Source organism: Nocardia sp. IFM 10818, from assembly GCF_054655275.1.
Window position 1 is genome coordinate 4,647,958 of record NZ_BAAHJH010000001.1, and the last position, 22,718, is coordinate 4,670,675.

The 22,718-nt window shown below is 69.5% G+C and carries 24 protein-coding genes and 1 pseudogene; 7 read left to right on the plus strand and 18 right to left on the minus strand.

The features are described 5' to 3' along the window. The first annotated feature begins 151 nt into the window (after positions 1–151). On the plus strand, positions 152–1,357 hold the full coding sequence (gene cobG / locus ACYQ5L_RS21470) for a precorrin-3B synthase (protein ID WP_459959566.1): 1,206 nt from the start codon (positions 152–154) through the stop codon (positions 1,355–1,357). 24 nt (positions 1,358–1,381) lie between these two features. Here cobG and ACYQ5L_RS21475 read toward each other — a convergent pair whose 3' ends face one another. Both ACYQ5L_RS21475 and ddaH read right to left on the minus strand, forming a co-directional pair. Then, positions 1,382–1,600, minus strand: coding sequence for a hypothetical protein (locus tag ACYQ5L_RS21475; protein ID WP_459959568.1), 219 nt, complete (start codon positions 1,598–1,600; stop codon positions 1,382–1,384). A gap of 99 nt (positions 1,601–1,699) precedes the next feature. Continuing rightward, positions 1,700–2,575 carry a dimethylargininase gene (ddaH, locus tag ACYQ5L_RS21480; protein ID WP_459959569.1) on the minus strand — a complete coding sequence of 292 codons (876 nt, stop codon included), beginning with the start codon at positions 2,573–2,575 and terminating at the stop codon, positions 1,700–1,702. A 137-nt stretch (positions 2,576–2,712) separates the two neighbouring features. On the opposite strand from ddaH, the gene ACYQ5L_RS21485 reads away from it, so the two are divergent. The 4 genes from ACYQ5L_RS21485 to ACYQ5L_RS21500 all read left to right on the plus strand — a co-directional run bounded on the left by ACYQ5L_RS21485 (position 2,713) and on the right by ACYQ5L_RS21500 (position 6,358). After that, positions 2,713–3,150: an Lrp/AsnC family transcriptional regulator gene (locus tag ACYQ5L_RS21485; RefSeq protein ID WP_379204122.1), complete on the plus strand. Its 438-nt coding sequence runs from the start codon at positions 2,713–2,715 to the stop codon at positions 3,148–3,150. 78 nt (positions 3,151–3,228) lie between these two features. Further along, positions 3,229–3,864, plus strand: coding sequence for a precorrin-8X methylmutase (locus ACYQ5L_RS21490; protein ID WP_459959570.1), 636 nt, complete (start codon positions 3,229–3,231; stop codon positions 3,862–3,864). Between the two features lie 71 nt (positions 3,865–3,935). Next, positions 3,936–5,771: a precorrin-3B C(17)-methyltransferase gene (gene cobJ, locus ACYQ5L_RS21495; protein WP_459959572.1), complete on the plus strand. Its 1,836-nt coding sequence runs from the start codon at positions 3,936–3,938 to the stop codon at positions 5,769–5,771. A 41-nt stretch (positions 5,772–5,812) separates the two neighbouring features. After that, positions 5,813–6,358 (plus strand): PadR family transcriptional regulator, encoded by a 546-nt coding sequence (locus ACYQ5L_RS21500; RefSeq protein WP_459959574.1) that lies wholly within the window; start codon positions 5,813–5,815, stop codon positions 6,356–6,358. On the opposite strand, the gene ACYQ5L_RS21505 is transcribed toward ACYQ5L_RS21500, so the two are convergent. The 16 genes and pseudogenes from ACYQ5L_RS21505 to ACYQ5L_RS21580 all read right to left on the minus strand — a co-directional run. Continuing rightward, the gene (locus ACYQ5L_RS21505; protein ID WP_459959576.1) at positions 6,329–6,916 is read right to left on the minus strand and encodes a GNAT family N-acetyltransferase; all 588 of its coding nucleotides are present in this window, start codon (positions 6,914–6,916) and stop codon (positions 6,329–6,331) included. The two genes, ACYQ5L_RS21500 and ACYQ5L_RS21505, sit on opposite strands and share 30 nt — an antisense overlap. Then, positions 6,913–7,896 carry an ABC transporter substrate-binding protein gene (locus ACYQ5L_RS21510; RefSeq protein WP_459959577.1) on the minus strand — a complete coding sequence of 328 codons (984 nt, stop codon included), beginning with the start codon at positions 7,894–7,896 and terminating at the stop codon, positions 6,913–6,915. Before ACYQ5L_RS21510 ends, ACYQ5L_RS21505 begins: the two co-directional genes overlap by 4 nt. 25 nt (positions 7,897–7,921) lie before the next feature. Continuing rightward, entirely contained in the window at positions 7,922–9,019 is a 1,098-nt protein-coding gene (locus tag ACYQ5L_RS21515) for a FecCD family ABC transporter permease (RefSeq protein WP_459959579.1), read from the minus strand. Then, entirely contained in the window at positions 9,016–10,119 is a 1,104-nt protein-coding gene (locus ACYQ5L_RS21520) for an ABC transporter ATP-binding protein (protein WP_459959582.1), read from the minus strand. The genes ACYQ5L_RS21515 and ACYQ5L_RS21520 overlap by 4 nt, the downstream gene beginning before the upstream one ends. Beyond that, positions 10,116–11,099: a GHMP family kinase ATP-binding protein gene (locus ACYQ5L_RS21525; protein ID WP_459959583.1), complete on the minus strand. Its 984-nt coding sequence runs from the start codon at positions 11,097–11,099 to the stop codon at positions 10,116–10,118. The genes ACYQ5L_RS21520 and ACYQ5L_RS21525 overlap by 4 nt, the downstream gene beginning before the upstream one ends. A 56-nt stretch (positions 11,100–11,155) precedes the next feature. After that, a complete protein-coding gene (locus ACYQ5L_RS21530; RefSeq protein ID WP_459959586.1) occupies positions 11,156–11,989 on the minus strand; it encodes a class I SAM-dependent methyltransferase in 834 nt (277 codons plus the stop codon). Beyond that, entirely contained in the window at positions 11,986–13,296 is a 1,311-nt protein-coding gene (locus ACYQ5L_RS21535) for an MFS transporter (RefSeq protein ID WP_459959589.1), read from the minus strand. Before ACYQ5L_RS21535 ends, ACYQ5L_RS21530 begins: the two co-directional genes overlap by 4 nt. A gap of 1 nt (position 13,297) precedes the next feature. Beyond that, complete coding sequence (locus tag ACYQ5L_RS21540) at positions 13,298–14,341, minus strand: enolase C-terminal domain-like protein (protein ID WP_459959591.1); 1,044 nt, start codon at positions 14,339–14,341, stop codon at positions 13,298–13,300. Further along, positions 14,338–15,399 carry a PLP-dependent cysteine synthase family protein gene (locus tag ACYQ5L_RS21545; protein ID WP_459959593.1) on the minus strand — a complete coding sequence of 354 codons (1,062 nt, stop codon included), beginning with the start codon at positions 15,397–15,399 and terminating at the stop codon, positions 14,338–14,340. The genes ACYQ5L_RS21540 and ACYQ5L_RS21545 overlap by 4 nt, the downstream gene beginning before the upstream one ends. After that, positions 15,384–16,313 carry a hypothetical protein gene (locus tag ACYQ5L_RS21550; protein WP_459959595.1) on the minus strand — a complete coding sequence of 310 codons (930 nt, stop codon included), beginning with the start codon at positions 16,311–16,313 and terminating at the stop codon, positions 15,384–15,386. The genes ACYQ5L_RS21545 and ACYQ5L_RS21550 overlap by 16 nt, the downstream gene beginning before the upstream one ends. 374 nt (positions 16,314–16,687) lie before the next feature. Next, positions 16,688–17,953 (minus strand): ATP-grasp domain-containing protein, encoded by a 1,266-nt coding sequence (locus ACYQ5L_RS21555; RefSeq protein ID WP_459959597.1) that lies wholly within the window; start codon positions 17,951–17,953, stop codon positions 16,688–16,690. A gap of 13 nt (positions 17,954–17,966) precedes the next feature. Then, a complete protein-coding gene (locus ACYQ5L_RS21560; protein WP_459959601.1) occupies positions 17,967–18,662 on the minus strand; it encodes a DUF8020 domain-containing protein in 696 nt (231 codons plus the stop codon). A gap of 217 nt (positions 18,663–18,879) precedes the next feature. Next, entirely contained in the window at positions 18,880–19,638 is a 759-nt protein-coding gene (locus ACYQ5L_RS21565) for a cobalt-precorrin-6A reductase (RefSeq protein ID WP_459963497.1), read from the minus strand. Further along, a complete protein-coding gene (locus ACYQ5L_RS21570) occupies positions 19,635–20,219 on the minus strand; it encodes a DUF456 domain-containing protein (protein WP_459959602.1) in 585 nt (194 codons plus the stop codon). Before ACYQ5L_RS21570 ends, ACYQ5L_RS21565 begins: the two co-directional genes overlap by 4 nt. A gap of 314 nt (positions 20,220–20,533) precedes the next feature. Further along, positions 20,534–20,758: a hypothetical protein gene (locus ACYQ5L_RS21575; protein WP_459959605.1), complete on the minus strand. Its 225-nt coding sequence runs from the start codon at positions 20,756–20,758 to the stop codon at positions 20,534–20,536. A 23-nt stretch (positions 20,759–20,781) separates the two neighbouring features. Continuing rightward, a pseudogene (locus tag ACYQ5L_RS21580) lies at positions 20,782–20,916 on the minus strand (ABC transporter permease); the annotation flags it as partial. A gap of 97 nt (positions 20,917–21,013) precedes the next feature. On the opposite strand from ACYQ5L_RS21580, the gene ACYQ5L_RS21585 reads away from it, so the two are divergent. Further along, the gene (locus ACYQ5L_RS21585) at positions 21,014–22,105 is read left to right on the plus strand and encodes an alkene reductase (RefSeq protein WP_459959608.1); all 1,092 of its coding nucleotides are present in this window, start codon (positions 21,014–21,016) and stop codon (positions 22,103–22,105) included. Further along, complete coding sequence (locus ACYQ5L_RS21590; protein ID WP_459959610.1) at positions 22,098–22,712, plus strand: TetR/AcrR family transcriptional regulator; 615 nt, start codon at positions 22,098–22,100, stop codon at positions 22,710–22,712. Before ACYQ5L_RS21585 ends, ACYQ5L_RS21590 begins: the two co-directional genes overlap by 8 nt. The last annotated feature ends 6 nt before the right edge of the window (positions 22,713–22,718 follow it).

Genomic DNA, 22,718 nt, shown 5'->3' on the forward strand with positions numbered 1-22,718 from the left:
ACCAGCCAACGATCGCACCAGCGCGCAACCGCACCAGCCAGCAACCGCACCGGCTGGCGATCGGACCGGCTGGCGAGCGGACGGGCCGTACTTGGGAAGGCTGACTGGTGGGCGGGGCTGGGTCGAGGATTCGGGGCGGTCGTAGGGTGGGGTGGTCATGAGTCGATTCGAAGCTGATTCCTGTCCGGGTGTGCTGCGGCTGCACGAGGCCGCCGATGGGCCGCTCGCTCGGATTCGTGTGCCCGGTGGGCGGTTGACGTCCGAGCAGTTGCAGGGGCTGGCTGCGGCGGCCGTTGATCTCGGGGACGGCAATATCGAATTGACTTCGCGTGGGAATGTGCAGTTGCGGCAGGTTCGCGATGCGGGGGACCTCGAGGAGCGGCTGGCGGGGGCGGGGTTGTTGCCGAGTGCGTCGCACGAGCGCGTGCGGAACATTGTTGCGTCACCGCTGTCCGGGCGGGTCGGCGGGTGGACCGATGTGCATGCGCTGGTGACCGCGCTCGATGACGGGCTGCGGGGGGATCCGCGGCTGGCGGAGTTGCCCGGGCGGGTGCTGTTCACGCTCGATGACGGCCGGGGGGACGTGAGCGGGCTCGGCGGGGATATCGGGGTGCACGCCGTGGATGAGAACACCTATGCGCTGTTGCTCGCGGGAGACGATTCCGGGGTGCGGGTGGCGCCCGAGCAGGCGGTCGATCTGATGCTCGCGGCGGCGCACGGGTTCCTCGAGCTGCGGGACGGGCAGTGGCGGCTGCACGAGATTGCGGAGGGGGCCGGTCGGCTCACCGAGCATCTGCTGGCCGGTCGGCCGGGGCTGGACACGGCCGACGAGCGGGTGGAAGTGGTTGCTCGGCAAGAGATTCCGATCGGCTGGCTGAATCAGTCCGATGACAGGGTGGCGCTCGGCGCGGGTGTGCGGCTGGGGTCGCTGCCGGCTCGTACGGCCGAGTTCATTGCCGCCGTCGAGCGTCCGGTGTTCGTGACTCCCTGGCGGAGTGTGGTCATCACCGATATGGACGAGTGGACCGCCGAACAGGTCGTGCGCGTGCTCGCCCCGATGGGCCTGATCTTCGACGCGAGTTCCCCCTGGCTGCAGGTCAGCGCCTGCGCGGGCATGCCGGGCTGCGCGAAATCCCTGACCGATGTGCGCGCCGATGTGGCCGATGCCGTGCAGTCCGGCCGCGTCCTCGTCGAGGGATCGGCGAACGCTCCGCACGAGGGATTGGCCGCCGCAGAGATCGTCGCGTCCGGCCGCCAGCACTGGTCCGGCTGTGAGCGCCGCTGCGGACGGCCGCGCGGCGCGGTCACCGATATCACCGCCACCGCGGACGGCTACCGCGTCATCCCGGCCGACTGAGCAGACGCAGCCGGACCCGTGCTCTCACGGACGGCGCAAGAGGGTCGAGATCTGTTCGGACGGCACACAACTCGCGGCGTCACCGGGAATGTAGACGACATCGTCGCGATGGCGGTAGTAGAGGGTGTTCCAGATAGCGCGGACTCGTTGATTGCGTTCCCTGGTCTTGCGGCGACCGGCCAGACCCGCCGCGCTGCCGATCGCGACGGCCGGGCTGAGCAGTCCGAGCGCGGCCGATATCACCAGCGGCGCCCCCGCATGCGCCGATGGTATGCGGGGAATCGGGCGTCGTAGTGCGAATCGACCGGCGTCGATACCGGTTTCGAGTCGAGCCGCGACCGCTCAGGCCGCGGAGGAGTCGAGTACGGTTCCGGCGCGGTGCAATTCGAGGGTGCAGCATTTGACGCTGCCGCCGGCGCGCAGGAGTTCGGACAGGTCGATGCCGATGGGGTTGTAGCCGCGGGCGCGGAGTTGGTCGGGCAGGGTGGTGGCGCGGTCGCTGAGGAAGACGTTGTAGCCGTCGCAGACGCCATTGAGGCCGAGGACTTCGGCATCGGCTTCGGTGGCGATGATGGCGTCGGGGTACATGCGCGCCAGCAGGCGGGCGCTTTCGCCGCTGAAGGCCGCCGGGTAGTAGGCGATGGTGTCGTCGAGGACCATGACCGCGGTGTCGAGGTGGTAGAAGCGGGGGTCGATGAGGTCGAGGGAGATGACGGGGAGGCCGAAGAACTCCGCGACTTCCTCGTGGGCGGTGCGGGAGGTGCGGAAGCCGGTGCCGGCCAGGATGTGATCGCGGGTCACCGCGAAATCGCCTTCGCCCTCGTTGGTTTCGCTGGCGGCGGTCAACTGGTAGCGCCCGCGGGCGGACATCCAGTCGTGGTAGGCGGGGCCCTCGGCGGTGCGTTCCGGATTGGCGAAACGGGCGGAGATGGCGCGGTCGCCGATGACCAGGCCGCCATTGGCGGCGAACACCATATCGGGCAGGCCGGGTACGCCGTCGATGACCTCGACCCGATGGCCGTGGCGTTCATAGGTGGCGCGCAGGTTCTCCCATTGGGCGAGGGCGAGCGCGCGGTCGACGGGGGTGGAGGCGTCCATCCACGGATTGATGACGTAGGTGACGTCGAAATGATCCGGGCGGCACATGAGGTACTGCCGCGGGGTGGGGCGGCGAGCACCGGTGGGTTCGGGGGTGGGGAGGGTGGTTACGGACGTCAACGGGGACTCCCTGGCAAGTCGGCGCGGACAGGCGTTCACCTGAAGGTAAGTGGCGTAGCGTTGCGCTCGAAATAGCGATTCGTTGCGGAGATCTTGATGTTTGCGGCGAATCGTTGCGCGATGGCGAAAGGATCGGTGTGGACGACCTCGATCGGCGAATTCTCGGCCACCTGCTCGAGCACGCGCGGGCCTCGTTCCAGGAGATCGGCGCGGCGATCGGGCTGTCCGCGCCGGCGGTGAAGCGGCGCGTGGACAAGATGGTGGCGGGCGGGCAGATCACCGGCTTCACGGCGGTGGTGAATCCGGCCGCGCTGGGCTGGCGCACCGAGGCCTATGTGGAAGTCTTCTACCGCGACAATATCTCTCCGGCCGAACTGCGCCGCAGCCTCGAACCCATCCCCCAGGTGGTCGGGGTGTGGACCATTGCCGGCGAGGCCGACGCGCTCGTCCACGTCATGGCCACCGATATGGCCGAGATCGAATCCACCGTCGAGCGCATTCGCGAGAACGCCCGCGTGGGCCGCACCCGCAGCAGCATCGTCATGTCGCGGCTGCTCGAGCGCCCGCGCACCTGAGGGTGGGCACAATGGTCGCCCGCACGGCGCACCACCCCTTGTGCGAGGGTGTGAGCGGGGCGACTTAGGGTGGGACGCATGTCCGACGTGCGCACCAGCTACCTGACCGACGGGGCCGAGATCTATCGGCGATCGTTCGCCACGATCCGTGCCGAAGCGGATCTCGCGCGATTCCCGGCGGACGTGTCGCAGGTCGTGGTGCGGATGATCCATGCCTGCGGGCAGGTGGATCTGGCCGAGGACGTGGAGTTCAGCGCCGATGTGGTGGCGAAGGCGCGGGCGGCCCTGCGCGCCGGGGCGCCGATTCTGTGCGACGCCAAGATGGTCGGCTCGGGCGTGACGCGCAAGCGGCTGCCCGCCGGCAACGATGTGCTGTGCCTGCTCGACGATCCGCGGGTGCCGGACTTGGCGGCGGCCATGAACAACACCAGATCGGCTGCGGCGCTGGAGCTTTGGCGGGATCACCTGGATGGCGCGGTGGTGGCGATCGGGAATGCGCCGACCGCGCTGTTCCACCTGCTCGACATGCTCGATGCCGGTGCGCCGCGGCCCGCGGCCGTGCTGGGCATCCCGGTCGGGTTCATCGGGGCCGCGGAATCCAAGCAGGCCCTGACCGAATACGGCGGCGTCGAATTCCTGACCGTCCGCGGCCGGCGCGGCGGCAGTGCCATCACCGCGGCCGCCCTCAATGCGATTGCGAGCGAGGCGGAATGAGCGCGTCAGGCCCGGAGGCGGCAGCGCAGCGTAACCACGGAGGGCCCGCGCTCGTTCCCGGGGGACACGGCATGAGCGGCAAGCTCTGGGGGGTCGGACTCGGCCCCGGTGATCCGGAACTGGTGACGGTCAAGGCGGCGCGGGTCATCGGCGCGGCCGATGTGATCGCCTTCCACAGCGCGCGCCACGGCCGCAGCATCTCCCGGGCTATCGCCGCGCCGTACATGCGCGAGGGCCAGCTCGAAGAGCACCTCGTCTACCCGGTCACCACCGAGACCACCGACCACCCCGGCGGCTATCAGGGCGCCATCGACGAGTTCTACGAACGCGCCGCCGCCCTGCTGGCCGGCCATCTCGCCGCCGGCCGCTCCGTCGCCCTTCTGGCCGCGGGCGATCCGCTGTTCTACAGCTCCTTCATGCACATGCACCGCCGCCTGGCCGACCGCTTCGATACCGAGATCATCCCCGGCGTCACCTCGGTCAGCGCCGCCTCCGCGGCCCTCGGCACTCCCCTGGTCGAAGGCGAACAGGTCCTCACCATCCTTCCCGGCACCATGCCCACCGAGGAGCTCACCCGCCGCCTCCGCGAAACCGACGCCGCCGCCATCATGAAACTCGGCCGCACCTATCCCGGTGTGCGCCAAGCCCTCTCCGATTCCGGCCGCCTCGCCGACGCCTACTACGTCGAACGCGCCAGCAGCACCCGCCAGCGCGTCCTGCGCGCCGCCGACGTCGACGACGCCGACGTGCCGTACTTCGCGATCACCGTGGTCCCCGGCCCCGCCCCGGCCACCCGTATTCCCCTGACCGGCCACACCGGCGAACCCACCGACACGGCGGCCACCACCGCAACGACGGCATCCGGCGGACAACCCGCCACCACCGCTGCGGCACAACCCGATCCACGCGGTACGGCGCACGGCGCACGCCGGTCCGAAGCGCCGGTCGCCACAACGTCTTCCAGCGCTGCGAACCGTGGCGCGTTCTCCGTCGCGGCGCAGGATGTTTCGGCTGCTGGAGAGTCCGGATCCGCCACCGGTGAACGCGCCGTCGACGTCGGGCGGCCCGGGTCGCCTGTTGTGGCGATGGGACATCAACGGGGTGAAGTAGCCGCCGGCGCAGCGTCCGGACCGGCGTCTTCGCCTGGGATGCACGGTGATTCGCCGGGTGAGGTGGTCGTGGTCGGGCTCGGGCCGGGGGCCGAGGGGTGGACCACGCCCGAGGTGGCGCGAGCGCTGGAAGAGGCGACCGACATTGTCGGGTACAGCACGTATGTGAATCGGGTGCCGGTGCGGACGGGGCAGCGGCGGCATGCCAGTGACAATCGGGTCGAATCCGAGCGGGCCGCAATGGCTTTGGATATGGCCAAGGCGGGGGCGCGGGTTGTGGTGGTGTCGTCCGGGGATCCCGGGGTGTTCGCCATGGCGGCCGCCGTGGTCGAGGAGTCGGCGGATCCGCAGTGGCGGGATGTGCCGGTGCGGGTATTGCCGGGCGTGACCGCCGCGAGCGCGGTGGCCAGCCGGATCGGCGCGCCGCTGGGGCACGACTTCGCCATGATTTCGCTGTCGGACCGGCTCAAGCCGTGGGAGGTTGTGGCGCAGCGGATTTCGGCGGTGGCGTCGGCGGATATGGCGTTCGCCGTGTACAATCCCGCCTCGTCGCAGCGCCGGTGGCAGGTGGCGGCCATGCGGGATCTGGTGCTCGAGCATCGCAAGCCGGAGACGCCGGTGGTGATCGGCCGTGACGTGGGCGGGCCGGCCGAGACCGTGCGGGTGGTGTCGCTGGCGGAGCTGGATCCGGCCGAGGTGGATATGCGCACGCTGCTCATCGTGGGAGCGTCGACGACCACCGTCTTCGACGCGGCCGGCGGACCCCGGGTGTTCACCTCGCGACGATACGGCGACTAATATTCCATAGTGGAATGTGTGTGTGCGTGGAAGGAGTGGCAGTGGCAGACAGCTCGACCCGGCGCCCGCTCAATTCGACGGCCGCTTCCCTACTCGGCTTCCTGCACCAGGGCGATATGTCCGGATGGGATCTGGTCGCCCTGGCGCAGGAGCGCATCGGCGACTTCTGGACCATCACCCAGAGCCAGGTGTACCGGGAACTGGCCACCATGCATCAGCACGGCCTGGTCGAGAAGGGCGAGGCGGGCGCGCGCGACCGCACGCCCTACCGGATCACCGAGGACGGCCGGGAAGCGTTCGCGGAGTGGATCGCCCGCGATCCCGGGGCCGAGACCATCCGCGTGCCGCTGCTGTTGACGCTGTCGTTCGGCGAGTTCGTCGACCGGCACCGCCTGGACCGGATCATCGCGTCCAATCGGTCCATTCACGAGCAGCGACTGTCGGGCTACATGTCGGGCCACGACGAGCAGCGCATGTCGCCGTTCGAGCGCGCCACCCTCGATTTCGGCATCCGCTATGAGCGCGCGGTGCTCGAATGGTTCGACCGGCTGCCCGACCTACTCGAACGCACCAGCCGCCTGAGTTGATCCGGCGCTCGCGCCGGCGTAGTCGTCCAGGGGAATCTCCAGGTGCACCGTCTGGAAGGTGGCGGCCGGGTCCCGGCCGTCGTGCACGATGACGCCGAAGGTCTGCCAGAACTCCAGCGCGCCCGGCGTTCTGGCGTCGGTGTGCAGGTACAGCCGGGTCAGACCGGGCGTATCGCGCACGAATTCGATACCGCGCCGCACCAATCGGCTGGCGAGCCCCCGCCGCTGATGCTCGGGCCGGACGTAGACCCGGAAGAACTGGCCGGTGGTCGCGTCCGGATAGCGGTTCACCAGCCAGTGCGGATGCGGCGGGTGGCGTGGGCCGCGGGCGCGGATCGCACTGGTGGCGACGATCTTTCCGGCCTGCTCGGCGACCCAGAGCCGCTGGGTGGGCTGGTCGAGATAGACCCCGGCGAGGTCGATGACATCATCGTGCAACTCGGGCAGATAGCCGTAGCCGAAGACCTGGTAGAAGGTGTCCAGCATGACGCTGCGCGCACCGCGCAGGTCCTCCGGGCGGGCTTCACGAATCTCGTAGTCGTCAGGGCCCGTGGTCACTTCAGGGCTCCGATCTTGGTGTCGAGCACCTCGAGCCCTTCCACCGCCACCGGCCCGGGTCCGGTGTAGCCGAAAGGCACCGCGATGATCCGGTCCGCGGCGATGGCCTGCACGGAGGCGAGTTCGGGCCTGCCGCGCAGTGCCGCGCGCGCCGACTCCGGGGTCTGGTCGCCCTGGGTCAGCAGTATGACGACCTCCGGATTGCGCTGGATGAGGGTCTCGGTATTGGCTTGGAAGCTGCGTTTGGCGACATCACCGAAGACGTTGTCCAGTCCCAGCATTCGCAGCTGCGCGTGCACGGTGCTGGTGCTGCCGTAGGCATTGAGCGTGGACCCGTCGCGGGACAGGATCAGCGCGGCCGCCGGGCGCGGGTTCGCCGCGGCGGGATGACGGGCCTCGACCGCGGCGACCCGGGCGCGCAGGGCCGCGGCATTGCCAATGGCGGTCTGCTCGGTGCCGAAGAGCTTTCCGTACAACTCGATATCGCTGAAAATATCGTCGAAGGCGCCCGCGGCGTCCTTGCAATAGCCGCGGGTGATCAGCAGCGGAATTCCGGTGGCCGCCAGATCTTCCGGTTCGATCGCCGCGCCTTCGAAGCTCACCACCACGTCCGGGCCGCGGCTGATGATCTCCTCGCGCGCCAATTCCGCCTTGGGGGCGATCATTTCGGCGTGCTGCAGCGCGTCGGCGTACTCGCCCGGGAAGGGTGCGGTCTCGAAGGTGCGGGTGACGACCTTGTCGGCCGCTCCGGCCGCCGCAATGAGCGGTGCGGCAACCGATCCCACGGTGACGGCCCGCTGGACGGGCGCGGTGAAGGTCACATCCCGCCCGCAGCTGTTGATCGTGAGCGGAAAGCCCTCGTGCGCCGCCGTAGCGGTCTGCGAGGCGGAGCCGCCGCAGGCGGTCAGCGTGGCCGCGGCGAGAACGGCCGTGGTCGCAAGTCCGAGGCGACGGCTGCGCCGCCGATGTCCTGTGGTCACTGAAGTGTGAATTCCTTTCCGGGAACTAGGAAGCAGAAGGGTTCTGCAGCCGCCGCACGAGCACGAGCAGCAGCGGTGCGCCGACGACCGCGGTGACGATGCCGAGCGGCAGTTCGGTGGGCGCGAAGGCGGTGCGCGCCACCACGTCGGCGACGACGAGGAAGATCGCGCCGACCAGTGCCGAGGCGGGCAGCAGTCGCCGGTGCGAACCGCCGACCGCGAGCCTGGCCACATGCGGGACGATCAATCCGACGAACCCGATGGCCCCGGCCACCGCGACCACCGCGCCGACGGCCAAGGCCACGACGGCGAGCGCGATCACCCGCAATCGGGTGGGCGCGAAGCCCAGGGTGCGCGCGGTGTCGTCGCCCACGGCGAGCGCATCGAAGCGAGTGGACAGGAGGAACAACGCGATCGAGCATCCGCCGACCACGATCGCCGTCGTCACCACCGATGGCCAGGCCGCCGAAGCCAGCGACCCGAGCAGCCAGAACAGCACGGCCCGTGCGCCTTCCGGAGAATCGGAGGCGAAAATGAGGAAACTCGTGGCCGCCGAGAAGACGTAACCGATGGTGACGCCGCCGAGCAGCAGCCGCAGCGAGGTCAGCCGACCGTTGATCCGGGCGATGAGGAACAGCAGCCCGGTCGCCGCCAGGCCACCGAGAAACGCACTGACCGTGAGCGTTCCCGCCGCCCCGATCCCGAACAGCAGCGACACCGCCGCACCGGTCGAGGCCCCGGACGTGACGCCGATGAGATGCGGATCCGCCAGCAGGTTCCGCACCACCGTCTGCAGCACGGCCCCGCCCATCGCCAGCGCGGCTCCCGCCAAGGCTCCGAGCAACACCCGCGGCACCCGGACTCGCCATACGATGGCATCCTGCGCTGCGGTCCAATCCGCCGTACCCGGCACCCCGATTACGTGATGCCCGATGATGCGCGCCACCGTCACCGGCGCCACGCCCACCGGCCCCACACCCGTCGCCACGACGATCACCACGACCAGCGCCGCAGCAAATCCGCCGATCCACAAGGCGGTCACCCATCGCGCCCGGGCATACCCGAGATCATCGGTCGGCCGCTGCGGATCGTCGGCTTCGGGCCGTTGCACCACAAGCGTCATGACGACATCACCTCGTCGCTGTCGGAGACGACTTCGGCCGTCTCGATACGTCCACCGAGCACCGTGTCGTCGGCATTGGTGCCGCCCCGCCCACCCGATCCAGAGGAGGTGCCACCCCGCCCGCCCGCTCCGGTGGAGGAGCCGCCCTGTCCGGCCACTCCTGTCGAGACGGCGCCTTCTCCGGCCGCTCCGATGGAGGAGCCGTGTTCATCGGCGTCCACGTCCTCGGCAAAGGCACTCTCAGCGGCCGCCTCCTCTACGGAGACCGAACCGCCGGCATCCCTCGCGGCGATTCCCGCATCGTCCTCGCTCGCCGGCGTGGCCGCGCCGGTGCCGTCGCCCGGCTCGCTCGGCCCGAACAGCAGTTGCAGCGACCCGAAGGCCGTGGACCGCTGCACGGTGACCTGGTAGACGGGCTCGAGCACCTCGGGCCGCAGCACCTCGTCCACGCTGCCCGCCGCGGCCACCCGGCCGCGATCCAGCAGCACCAGCGAATCGCAATAGCGCGCGGCCAGATTCAAATCGTGCAGCACCACCAGGGTCGTCACGTCCAATCCGCGCACCAGCCCCAGCAGTTCGTGCTGAAAGCGGATGTCGAGGTGGTTGGTCGGCTCGTCGAGCAGCAGGTGCTGCGCCTGCTGGGCGAGCGCGCGGGCGATCAGCACCCGCTGCCGCTCACCACCGGACAGCGAGCCGAAGGCCCGATCCGCCAGATGCCGCGCCCCCACCCGCGTCAAAGCCGTTGCGGCAGCGATCCGATCGTCGCGCGAATACCCTTGGAACGCACCCGCCCACGGCGCGCGCCCCAGCAACACCATCTCGGTGACGGTCAGCGGCGTATCGGCCGGTGAATCCTGCGCCACGACCGCGAGTCGCGCGGCCAGCTCACGCCCGCGCAGCCCGCTGACCGGCAGGCCATCGATGACGACCGCGCCGGCGCGCGGGCGCAGCGCCCGGTAGATGATGCGCAACAGCGTCGACTTCCCCGACCCATTGGGCCCGATCAGCCCGACGGTGGACCCGGTTTCGGCAATGAGCCCGACGCGGTCCAGCACGATCGCACCGGAGTAGCCGAAACCGACGTTCTCGACAGTGATCACGCCGGCTCACCTCTGGACGCGGCTACCGTCAATACGGCCTGCGCGACCTGCGCTGTCGCGCGTCGGTCGTCGATGCGGTCGGCCACTTCGTCCATCGGTATCGCGGCGTCCATGGGCACCGTGGTGCTTCCGGCCGGCGACAGCAGGCTCGGCCAATCGGGCGGTCCGGGGCGCCAGGTGCGGTGCACCGTCACCTCGGTCGCGAAATCGGCCGAAATCCGCCGGGCCTCGTCGACTTTCGCGGAATAGTCCGGATCGTCGTCGGCCAGCAGGATACCGGAGGTGGTACCGCTGTGCGCCACGATCACGCCGAGCGCACCGAGGCCGCGGGCGGCGGCGATCATCTTGTCCAGGTGCGGACGCGCACGCAGGGTGGTGCTCAGTTCGGCACTGCGGGTGGCGATTTCACCGATCGCCCGGAGGTCCCCGCGCTCGGCCGCGGTGGTGAGCGCGCCGAGGAGACGGCTGTACTCGTGCTTGTCGGCGGTGGTGAAAGGCTTTGCGCAACGGTTGAACTCGACGGTGTCGACGTAACCGCCCTCGTCGCCGGTCACGATGGTCAGCGACCGCAGTGGAGCCAGGCGGGTGAGCAGCCGGACCTCACGGTGATAGAAGGCGACCGAGCCGGGGTACATGACGCCGTCGGAGGGTTCGATGGCGCGCAGATCGCCTTCGATCTCACTCGCGGTGATCCGGCGGCCCTGGGCGTCGGCTATGGCGCGGGCGGTGGCGACCAGGTCGGCGGTGGAGCTGGCCAGACCCTTGCCTTCCGGTAGATCGCTGATCAGGGTGAGGCGGCCGCCACGCGTCCTGGCGCTGCTGCGGGAGCGCGCGAGCATGAGGGCGGCCAGGCGCTGGGATTTGGATTTGTGCGGCGGGAAGGTTTCGATTTCTCCTGTCGGTGAGCCGGGTTCGAAGACCGCGACCGAGCCGGCACGGATGGGAAGGGTGACCAGGAAATCGCGGTTCTCCGTGGTCACGCCTTGCAGGAGCTCGCCGCAACTGCCGAATGAGCTGCCGACCCCGGTGCGCAGGGTCATCGTGCGGCCCCGGCGCGTCGGGCGACGACGTGCAGGCGGTCGCCGTCGAGGGCGGTGCAGAGGTGCCCGTCGCCGGGCCAGCCCGGGTCGGTGAGGGGCCCGGGGGCGTCGAAGAGGGCTTCGACGTGGAAGCCGTTGCATTCCAGCAGGTATCGCAGTTCCTGGGGGAACAGCAGCCGCCAGGCGGTGTGCTGGTCGACCGGATCCGGGCAGCCGTCCCACGTCCAGGTGCGGCGGCGGCGCAACAACTGTGCGGGCAGGTCGAGGGCCAGGGTGGTGCGGGCGGTGTAGGTGACGCCCTCCCAGTCGATGCGGCGGACCGATTCCTCGTCGAGCAGCTCGCGGCGGCCGCGATCGGTGAGCAGGAATGCGCCACTGCGCATTTCGAGTATCAGCAGACCCCCGGGCGGGAGGCAGGCGCCGAAGCGGCCGAGCGCGGCGGCGATATCGGAGGTGGCGTGCAGGTGCAGCAGGGTGCTGCCGAGACAGGTGACCACATCGATTGGGGCGTCGGTGCGCACGTGGCGCGCATCGCCGACTGTGAAGGACACGTCCGGATATTTGGCGCGGGCGTAGGCGACCATGCGGGGTGAGATGTCCACGCCGGAGACGTCGTAGCCGAGTTCGGCCAGGCGGGCGGCATCGCGGCCGGTGCCGGATCCGACATCGAGCAGCGTGCGCGGTGTGCCGGTGGCGAAGCGCGCGACCAGGTCGTGAACGAAGCGGGCATTGCGATCGCCGGTGTCGGGGAAGGTGCGTTCGTACAGGGCCGGGTTGTCGGTCAGCAGGTTTTCGCTGGCCCGGACCGGGCCGGTCGTGGATGGTGTCATCGTGGCAGTCGTCTTTCGCCTGTGGTCGGGATATCGACGGGTGTGGCGGGTTGCGCTGGATCGGAATCCGGGGCCGTGGGCAGCAGACCGCGGCGGTGCAGGGCGAAGACGGCGAGGGCGCTGAGGAAACCCGCGCTGGCGCACAGCAATCCGGGGCCCCATGCCAGTGCTCCCCCGGCGTGGTCGACGGCCACGCCGACCAGCGAGGTAGAGGCGACGGTGAACAGCCCGGCCACGAGATAGAAAGCGCCGTAATATGTTCCGGTCAACTGCGGTCCGCTGAAGCGCGGAATGAGTTCGTTCACGAACGGCTGGACGATCATGATGCCCAGGGCGAGCGCGACCACTGCCGCCAGCACGGGTGCAACCCGAATCGCCGTGGGCAGCAGTCCGTCTCCAGTCGCCCCCGCCAGCACCGGCGCGGTGAGCGGTGGGATCAGGAAGGCCGCGCCCATGACCGCCATACCGGTGGCCATGGCGGGCCCGCGTGCACGACGACGCCCGAATACCTTGGTGATCCGTACTTGCAGCAGCACCATCGCCACCGTCTCGACGACGTAGAGCGAGGCCACCGCCGCGGCTCCGTGTGGCCCGGCCACGCGCTGGGCTTGCAGAGTCAGGATGAAGTAGATCTGGCTCTGCAGCGCCAGATTCGCCATCATCGCGCCGGCGAAGGCCCAGAACACGCGATGCGAGAACACCTTTCCGAGGTCGCCGAGCACGCCCCCGCCATCGCGCCGCACCGGTCGGGCGGGCAGGAAGGCCAGCTGCGCCAGGGTGAGCGCGGCGAAGATGGCCGCCGACACCACCGCCGTCAGCCGGAAACCAGCTGCCACCAATACCGTTCCGGCCACCGGCCCGACCGCGGATCCGATATTGCCGAACACGTTGAACAGCGCGAAGGCCGCCGCGGCCCGGTCCTCGCTGTCGCGGGCGATATAGGCGCGCACCGCCGGATTGAACAGCGCCCCGGCGAATCCGGTCAGCACCGACGCCGCCATGACCACCGGCACCGAGCCGCCGATGGCGAACAGCGCGAAGCCGACGGCCCGGATGCCCGCCCCGGTGATGATCACTCCCCTGGCGCCGACCCGGTCCGCGATGGTCCCCCCGACCAGGAACAAGCCCTGCTGGCTCAGATTGCGCACGCTCAGCACGACGCCCACCACGGCGGCGGACAGGCCGAGATCGCTCAGCAGGTAGTCGGCCAGGAATGGAATCAGCAGGTAGAACCCGATGTTCCCGGCCAGATGGTTGGCCAGCAGCAGGCGCACCGACAACGGGAAGCTGCGGAAGGAGCCCAGCATCTCAGTCCTCCCCCGCGCGGCGCACGCCGAGGCCCGTTCCGCCCGGACGGTGCAGCACACCGGCTTCGCCCCGCAGCCCCTGCCACGGATCGTCGGCAATGAGCAGGTGGCCGTCGAGATCGACCCAGCGGGCGAAACCGGTCAGGTGCGCGGCGGCCGCGATGCTCAGCGAGGTGGAAGCCTGACAGCCCAGCATGATGTCCCGGCCGGTGCGGGTCGCCTCATCGATCATGGTGAGCGCGGCGTTCAGGCCACCGCATTCGGCGAGCTTGATATTGATTCCGGCCACCGCGTCCGGCAGCGCGCGCAAATCCTCGATCGTCCCCGCGTCCTCATCGGCGATGACCGGAATCGCCACCGCATCGGCTACTGCCGCAAGCTCATCCAGCCGTCCGGGCGCGGTCGGCTGTTCCACCGCCGCGATATCGAACTCGGCCAGCTTCGACAGCATCGCCACTGCGGTGGGCGCATCCCAGGCCCCATTGGGGTCCAGCAGCAGCCGGGCCCGCGGAGCCGCGGCGCGCACCGCCCGCACGCGGGCGATGTCGTCGGCCGGGTCGGGTGCGCCCAATTTCAGCTTGAGCGTAGTGAATCCGGCCGCCGTCAACCGCGTGGCCGCCGCCGTCGCCGCGTCCCGGGTGACGAGGCCGATGGTGTAGGCGGTCGGCACCGCGTCCCAGTGCGGCGCACCGAGAAACTCGTCGAGAGCCAGTCCGGCCGTGGTCGCGGCGAGATCGTGGACGGCCCCATCCACCGCGCAGGCGACCGGCAGCGCCGCGTGCAGGCGCGCCCGCAGCTCGGGCAGCCGGGAAAGCAGTGACGCCGGATCATCGCTCTCGCCGAGCCAGGCGGCGGCCTCGGCGAGGCCGTAGCCGATGCGTTCGACAGTGAGCCCGAGTCGCGGGCTGGTCACCACCTCGCCGTATCCGGCAATGCCGTTGTGCGACAACCGAACCGTCACCGCATCACGCTCCGACATGGCGGCCCGCGAGATGCGCAGGGGCTCGCGCAGGGTCAATCCGGTCGTGGTCCAGTCGAGTTTCATACCGGCACCTGCGTCTGCACCGGATCGCTGATCACACCGCAGCGCGCCCAGCCCTCGACCTCGCGCTCACCGGGTGTGCGGATCTCCAGGGGTTCGGTGCGGAGTGTGCCGAAAAGTCCACGCGCGGCGCACCATTCATCGTTGTAGATGGTGCGCAGGTACCGGTGCGGACCGTCCGGGAAGACGGTGAGCACCCGGCTGCCCGGTTCTCGCCGCGCGGTCCACTCCGCGACCAGGGCCGCCGCGCCGGTGCTCCAGCCGCCGGCCAGGCAGGTGCGGGCCGCGAGTTCGCGGCAGGCGGCCACGGTTTCGGCCGGACCCACCCAGTGCACCTCGTCGTAGTCGGCGTAGGCGACATTGCGCGGCAGGATGCTGCTGCCCAGCCCGCGCATCACGCGTTCGCGCGCCGGTTGACCGAAGATTCGCGAACCCACCGAATCCACGCCCACCACCCGCAATCCGGGCCAGCGTCGGCGCAGCACCCGGGTGAGCCCGGCGCAGTGACCGCCGGATCCGACGGTGGCGACCAGCACGTCCATCGGCTCGACCTGGGCCAGGATCTCCGCCGCCATGGCCTCGTAGCCGAGGGCGTTGTCCGGGTTGTTGTATTGGTTGGGCCAGTACGCGCCCGGTGTCGCGGCGAGCAGGTCGGCCAGCCGGTCCAGTCGCGCCCGCTGCCAGCCGCCCGCCGGATGCGGTTCCTCGACCACGTCCACGCTGACGCCGTAGGCGGCGAACAATGCCCGCATATCCGGTTCGAGTTCGCGGTCCACGACCAGGACGACCGGATGCCCGAGCGCTCGCCCGGCCAGGGCCAGGCCGATACCGAGTGTGCCGCTGGTCGATTCGATCACCGGTGCGCCGGGGGCGAGTTCGCCCCGGTCCCGCGCGGCGGTCAGCATGGAAACCGCGGCGCGGGCCTTCATTCCGCCCACGCCCGCCGACTCCAGTTTCGCCCAGTATCCCAGACCCTCGGCCACCGGGACCCGGGCGACCGGGGTGCCGCCGACGGCGCGCAGCAGGCCGGCGCGGTCGTCACGTATCACAGTGCGCGCCACGGCGACTCCGATCGATAGTGGTACAGGGTGCTGGGACCGCCGTCGAGGGAGAAGAACGGATACGGTTCCGCGGACAGGGCGGTCACGCCGGGCGCGCCCACGAACCACGGCAGCACCGCGCTGGCGGACTGCGCGAACATCACCAGTGGCAGGCCGTCGGCCCGCGCGCGGTTCAGCAGTGCGTCGAAGCTGTTGGTGCCCAAGGTCATTCCAGTCACCAGCAGGGCGTCGTACGAGCCGGTCGCCTGCTCGGCGGACTCCAGCACCGGTTCGCCCCATTCGGTGACGCCTCCGGCCCGGTCACAGGGGAGGTAGCCGATGCCGCGATTGCGCAGCTCGGCCAGCAGCGAGTTCACCACGCCGATCACCAGCACCGTGCGCACACCGGCGGGCAGCAGATCGACCACCAGTCGCGCCCGCTGCCGCGACTTCACCAGGGAGTTCTCCCCCGCCACCGGCACCGCGACACCCGCGCCACCTTCCCAGGGATGGGGGCGCACGTGCATCAGATACGCGTCCAGTGCGGCCATCCGCACCGCCGTCAGCGGATGCGCCAGCAGCTCGCCGACCGACGCTCCCACACACTCGTCGATCACCGCGAGGTGATCACCCCGCTCGTCCGGCTCGAACGCGCACGATCCGACGGCCGCGCCGACCCGGAGGCTGAGTACTTCATTGCGGTACCGCTGCTCCCGCCCTACATGCCGCGTGGCGTGCGAAGTCAGGAACGCACCCGCGACGGCGACCTCGGCCGGGTCCGGGCCGAGCCACCCGCCGACCACCCACGACACCAGCTCCGCCACCGAACTCGGCTGTCCCGCGGTCCCGATGCGGCCCGCACGGGCACCGGGTCCGCTGCCCGCAGGCTCATTACCAGCTGTCGCGCCATCGTGATCGACGAGGCTCTCGCACATCGCGAGCCGACCGTCGGTGACGGCGGGCTCTACTTTCGCGAGCCCCCTCGTCGCGGGCTCCCTCGTCGCGGGCTCCCTCCTCGCGGGCTCCCTCACCGCGGGCTCCCTCCTCGCGGGCTCCCTCACCGCGGGCTCCCTCCTCGCGGGCTCCCTCCTCGCGGGCTCCCTCACCGCGGGCTCCCTCGTCGCGGGCTCCCTCGTCGCGGGCTCCCTCGTCGCGGGCTCCCTCACCGCAGACTCCCTCACCGCAGACTCCCTCACCGCGGACTCCTTCACCGCGGACTCCCTCACCGCGGGCAACCTCCTCGCGGACTCCCCTGTCGCGGGTGGGTTCTCATCGGCGCCGCGGCTGTCCACGCCGGAGTCGACGGCGGTCACGACCGTGACTCCGATTCGGCGTAGGCCGGATGCAGGCTTTCGATCAGGTCGCGCGCGACAGTGCCTGCGGTTCCGGGCTTTTCGTCGATCACCATCACGTGTGCGAGGTATCCGTTGTTGTTCTGTGCGGCGGTGACGACCCGGCCGGGGGCGGCGAGGTCATGGTCGACGATCCGGGGATCCTGCGGCCAGTCTTGCGCGCCATGGATTTCACCCAGCACTCCGGACTGCTCCGGAATCAGGAATGCGATTGCGGCGCTCCCGATTCCGGTCTCGATCGGCGTCAGATCGGGTTCGCGGCCGAGCGCCAGATCGGCGTGCACGGCGGCCAGGTCGATGCCGGTCACCCGGCGTACCAGTTCGGTGATGCGGTTTCCGGCGGGACGCGGGTTGACCTCCACCAGTTTCGGTCCCGAGCCGGTCAGCTTGATCTCGGTGTGCGCGACCGTGGCGTCCAGGCCGAGAGCCGCGATGGCCGCCGTGGCGACCTCGCCGATCTCCAGTGCGACAACCGAATCCAGGGCGGCGGGGAACATGTGCCCGGCTTCGATGAACCACGGCGCGCCCACCACCGGCTTGTCGGTAATGCCGACGACCGCGGTGCGCCCGCCGGAAGTGACCGTCTCGACACTGAATTCGGGGCCGTCCAGGCATTCCTCCAGCAGCACCCGAGGTGAGCGCCGCTGTCCCCGGGCGTTCACCGGGAACCCGGCCAGCTCGTCGACCGCCGCCCGGAGCTCGTCCTCGTCCTCGACGCGGCGCACGAACATGCCGCCGCACAGGTCGACCGGCTTCACCACCAGCGGGAACCCGATGCGCTCGGCGGCGGCCGCCAACTCCGGCCACTCCGAGGCCACCTCGAATTCCGGCTGCGGAACACCGGCCTCCCGGCAGATCCGCCGGGTGCTTTCCTTGTCACAGGCCGCGGCCACCGCATCCCGGCTCGGCCCCGGCAGACCCAGCTCGTTCGCCACCGCCGCCACAGTCGGCAGGTAGTAGTCGCAGGAAGACAGCACGCCGTCGAACGCCAGGACCTCGTGCAGCCGCCGCACGTACGGCAGCAGCGTCGCCTCGTCGTTGGTCTCGGCCGCGACGATATTGGCGGCGGTGAGCAGCGGATGCGCCGCTCCCGCTGGCGATTTCAGGTAGTGCCGCAGATCGCGGGTGAGCAAGCTGAACCGGTCCCCGCGCTGGTGAATCCCGTGCGGGAGCAGGGTGCTCATGGAGCCGACCCAGCTCTCGATCATCAATAGGTGTCCCACGGCGTCGCCTCGCTCACTTCGCCTGCGGCGCGGGCGCGGGCTGGTTGATGGTGGTGAAATACTGGGCCGCGGCCAGAATCGCGACGGGCGCGGTCACGAAGATCTGCCCCGCCAGGGTGCCGAGGAAGCCGATGGCGCTCATCCCCGCGATGCACCCGACGATCGCGCCGGGCAGGGCGCCGAACATGGCCGAGAGCGCACCGGTCAGCGTCGCGCCCGCCACACCGCCGATGAGACAGCCCGCCGCGCCGCCCGCGAGCCCGCCGGCGAGGGTGCCGATGGTCGCGCCCATGCTGATGGTGCTGGTCATGCGGCTCCAGGCCGCCTGCTCGCGCTCGTACTCGGTCTTCCACGGCGCGGAGTTCTCGAACGGCAGCGCGACCGGCTCGTACCGTGCGTGCGCCAGGTCGAATCGCGGGGTCAGCGTGGCCGTCCGCCCAGAGATGTCCGCGGCGATGGGGAATACGAATTCGTCGACGCGGAAGGACAATTCGGTGCCGGCGACGGTGGTGCCGTCCGCGGCCCTGATCCGGAATACGCCGTCCTCGACCGTCATCGACCCGGCATCGGTCCTGATGACGGTGTTCTGCCCGGTACTGGTGGCGGTGTAGTTCACGACCCCCTCGTCGGTGGGCTGGGCGTGGGCGACACCGGGCGCGCTGAGCGCGGCAGCCAGGAGCAGAGCCGGAGCGGCGGTGGACTTCCTCATCGACAAATTCCTCGCAAAGGCCGTGATCGGACCCCGACAGGCGGACGAGATCCATTGGGGGCTAGAGCATATGGCGAGCCCCCGTCTTATTGCAAATGATTTTCATTTACACTGGTCACGGGTATACGAGGCCACGACCGAGAGGAGTGCGGGGTCGAGGAAACGACGAAAGCCGCGCCGGGAGACTCCCGTACGCGGCTCGACGAAGGCGGTCCGGTCAGAACCGGCGCGGCCTCGAATCACGATGGCGGCGCAGCCAATCCCATGCGGCGGCAACGGTTTCCACCGTCACGGCGTCCGGCGGCAGCGCGGGGCGATCCACCACCACGACCGGCAGTCCCAGGCCGCGCGCGGCGGTGAGTTTGGCTTCGGTCTGCGCACCGCCGCTGTCCTTGGTGACCAGCACGTCGATGCAGCGCTCGGTCATCAACCGGACTTCCTCGGCGACGGTGAACGGTCCGCGCGCCAGCAGCAGCTCGTGCCGCGGCGGCAGCGCGCCTTCGGGCGGATCGATGGCGCGAATGAGGAACCACAGCTGGTCCAGGTCGGCGAACGCGCTCACACCCTGGCGTCCGATGGTCAGGAACACCCGCTCCCCCACCGTGGCCACGGTCTCGGCGGCCCAGGCCAGATTGGGCACCCGGATCCAGTGGTCCCCCTCCGTTTCGGCCCAGGCCGGGCGGCGGACGTGCAGCACCGGCAGCCCGAGACTCGCCGCGGCGGCCGCGGCATTGGCGGTGATCCCCTCGGCGAACGGGTGCGTGGCATCGACGACGATCTCGATTCCGTTGTCCGCCAGCCATTCCCGCAGGCCGTCCACCCCGCCGAATCCCCCCACGCGCACCTCGCCGACCGGCAGCAGGGGTTCGCGCACGCGGCCGGCGAGCGAGGAGACGATGTCGAATCCTCGCTCGCCGGCCGCGAGGGCGGCCAGTTCCCGGGCTTCCCGGGTGCCGCCCAGAATCAGCGTCTTCAGGGTTGCCCGCTGAAGTAGGCCGAGCCCGAAGCGATCAGCGGCTGACCGCCCGCGATCAGCAGACCGATGATGGCGCCCGGAATGGCGCCCACCCCGAGCACGAAGAATCCGATGATGCCGCCGATGAGCGCACCCAGCGAGGCCCGCTGCAACTCGGCCATGAACCACTCCTGCGAGCTGATGTCCTTCAGCGTCCCCACGGACGCCGACACCGGGCTCAAGGTCAGCTTCCCCCCGTCGTTCTCCACCGCGGCGGCCAGCTCATAGGGCTTACCCTCCCACTCGCCCACCAGCGGCACCTGGAACAGGGTGTCCCCGGCCGTGTTCGTCAACGCCACCGTCTTCGTGCCCGCATCGAGCCCGAACCGCCCGCCGGTCACCTCGGTAATGATCTGATTGCCGATTTCGGCCATCGTCACTTTATAGTCGACGCCCTGCTCCTGCCCTTGGAATTGCGGCTCGGCAGGTTGCACCTGCTCGATCGGCGCCGGCTCCGCCGGAGCCGCATACCCGGTCCCTGCGGCAATCCCGGTGGCGGCAATCGCCATCAACGCAGTGGCGGCGAACTTCTTGTGTTTCATGAATCTCCCAATATGGCTGGTACGCAACCCGTTACAGACCGAGTTGCCGCACGTGACGATACCGTTGACCTATGGATGTTTCAGTCTGAAGGGCTCATCCGAGCGCCAAACTGCTACTTCGGTGTAAGTTTCGCGGGCTTCAGCTCCTCCAGCAGGTCGAGTTGTCCACCACTGCGCGAACATGACCGGCCCGATGTAGTGCCTCGAAGCGACGCTCGAGCCCTCCGAATGCCCCAGTTGCGCGCTGGCACGACGCTTGTCGCCCCTCCGTCCAGCGATGTGGGTGGCCACGGTGTCTCGGAGATTGCCCCATGTCACCCACTCGACGGTGGACCCAGCCGTCGCCCTCGCACGATCGACACCGCGCCCGCAATGACGCGGGTGGTGACGACGAACGGAACCGACCGCAGCCCGAGCTCGCGGGTGCTGGCGAAGGAGGCCACGATTCCGGTGAGCGGACCCGGGCCGACCAGGTTCAGCGTCGAGAAGGACTGCACGGCCATCGCCGCACCGACCACCAGGCACAGCAGCACCAGCATCGGCACCGTGCCCCGCCCACGCACCGGATCGGATCGATGCCCATCACCCGCAAGGCGTCGATCTCCTCGCGCATGGTGCGCGCGCCCAGATCAGCGGCGATGGCGACAGCTCCCGCGCCGCCCAGCAGCAGCCCAGTGGCCAGCGGCGCGCCCTGCTGCGGAGCTGTGCATCTTGACTCTCTAGGTCATATGACCTAGCGTCCTGTCTAGGACGTATGACCTACATGTTGTGCGCGTGGAGTCCCGGAGGATGCCGTGTCTACTGGTTTGTTCGGCCCGTTTCGTTTGGGTGAGTTGACCTTGGCGAATCGGATGGTGATGGCACCGATGACGCGCAACCGCGCCGATGCCGATGGCGTGGTGCCGCCGGCGATGGTGGTCCACTACGGGCAGCGGGCCAGCGCGGGATTGATTGTGTCGGAATCGGTTCCGGTATCGGCGCAGGGAGTGGGCTATCCGTTCACGCCCGGCGTGTACACCGACGCGCAGGCGGTGAGCTGGCGGCGGGTGACCGATCTGGTGCACGCCGGAGGGGGTTGCATGTTCGCGCAGTTGCAGCACTGCGGGCGCATCTCGCATCCGAGCCTGCAACCTGGCGGGACCCTCCCCGTCGCTCCATCGGCGGTGCGACCGGACGGGCAGGCGGTGACGTATACCGGGATGCAGGATTTCGTGACGCCCCGTCAACTGGACAGCGAGGAGATCCCGGCGATCGTCGCGCAATTCCGCGACGCCGCGCGGCAAGCCAAGCGGGCCGGGTTCGACGGTGTCGAGGTGCACGCAGGCAACGGCTATCTGATCGATCAGTTTCTGCGCGACGGGACCAATCACCGCACCGACTCCTACGGAGGCAGTGTCGGCAACCGGATGCGGCTGCTCAACGAGATTCTCGACGCCGTGTGCACCGTCTGGCCGGCGAGTCGTGTGGGTGTGCGGGCGACACCGGAGAACAGCTTCAACTCCATGTCCGACTCCGACCCGCAGCGACACTTCGAATACTTTGCCGACCAGCTGAATCCGCGAAATCTGGCCTATCTCCACGTCCTCGAGGGCGACATGACGACCACGGCGCGCACCGTGGACTATCACGCGCTGCGAGCGGTGTTCGCCGGAACATACATCGCCAATAACGGCTACGACCTCGAACGCGCCCAGCACGCCATCGACTCCGGGCACGCCGATCTGATCGCCTTCGGAACCCCGTTCGTAGCCAACCCGGATCTGGTGCGCCGCTATCGCGAAGGTCTGCCCCTGGCCGTGCCCGATCGCGGCACCTTCTACACCGGCGGTGATACCGGCTACATCGATTATCCGTTCCATCCGCACGAGGAGGCGCTCAGTGCCTGATCCACGGACCGCGCGACCCGGCACGGGGAGTAAAACGGTCAACGGCAAGACAACTCGCGAACACATCGTCGCTGCCGCGGACGAACTGTTCTACCACCACGGATTCGAGCACACCTCCTTCGCCTCCATCGCCGAGGCGGTGCGGCTCTCGCGCGGCAACTTCTACTACCACTTCAAAGCCAAAGACGACCTCCTCGACGCGGTCATCATCGCCCGCCACGCCTACACCCGGGAAATGCTGGACCGGTGGGAATCCGAGGCGCCGGACCCCGTCGCGCGGATCCGCAAGTTCATCGACATCCTGCTGGTCAACCGCGCCGACATCCAAGAGCACGGCTGCCCTGTCGGCACCCTGACCACCGAGCTGGCCAAACTCGACCACAGCGCCCTCGACGCCGCCAGCGGACTGTTCAGCTTGTTCCGAGACTGGCTGGGCGAGCAGTTCGCCCAGCTCGGACGCGGGGACGCCGACGAACTGGCCATGCATGTACTCGCCGCCAGCCAAGGCGTAGCCACACTGGCCAATGCCTTTCGCGACGAAGACTTCATCCGCCGCGAAGTCGCGCGACTGTACGACTGGCTCGACGACACCATTGAACAACGCTGACGACAA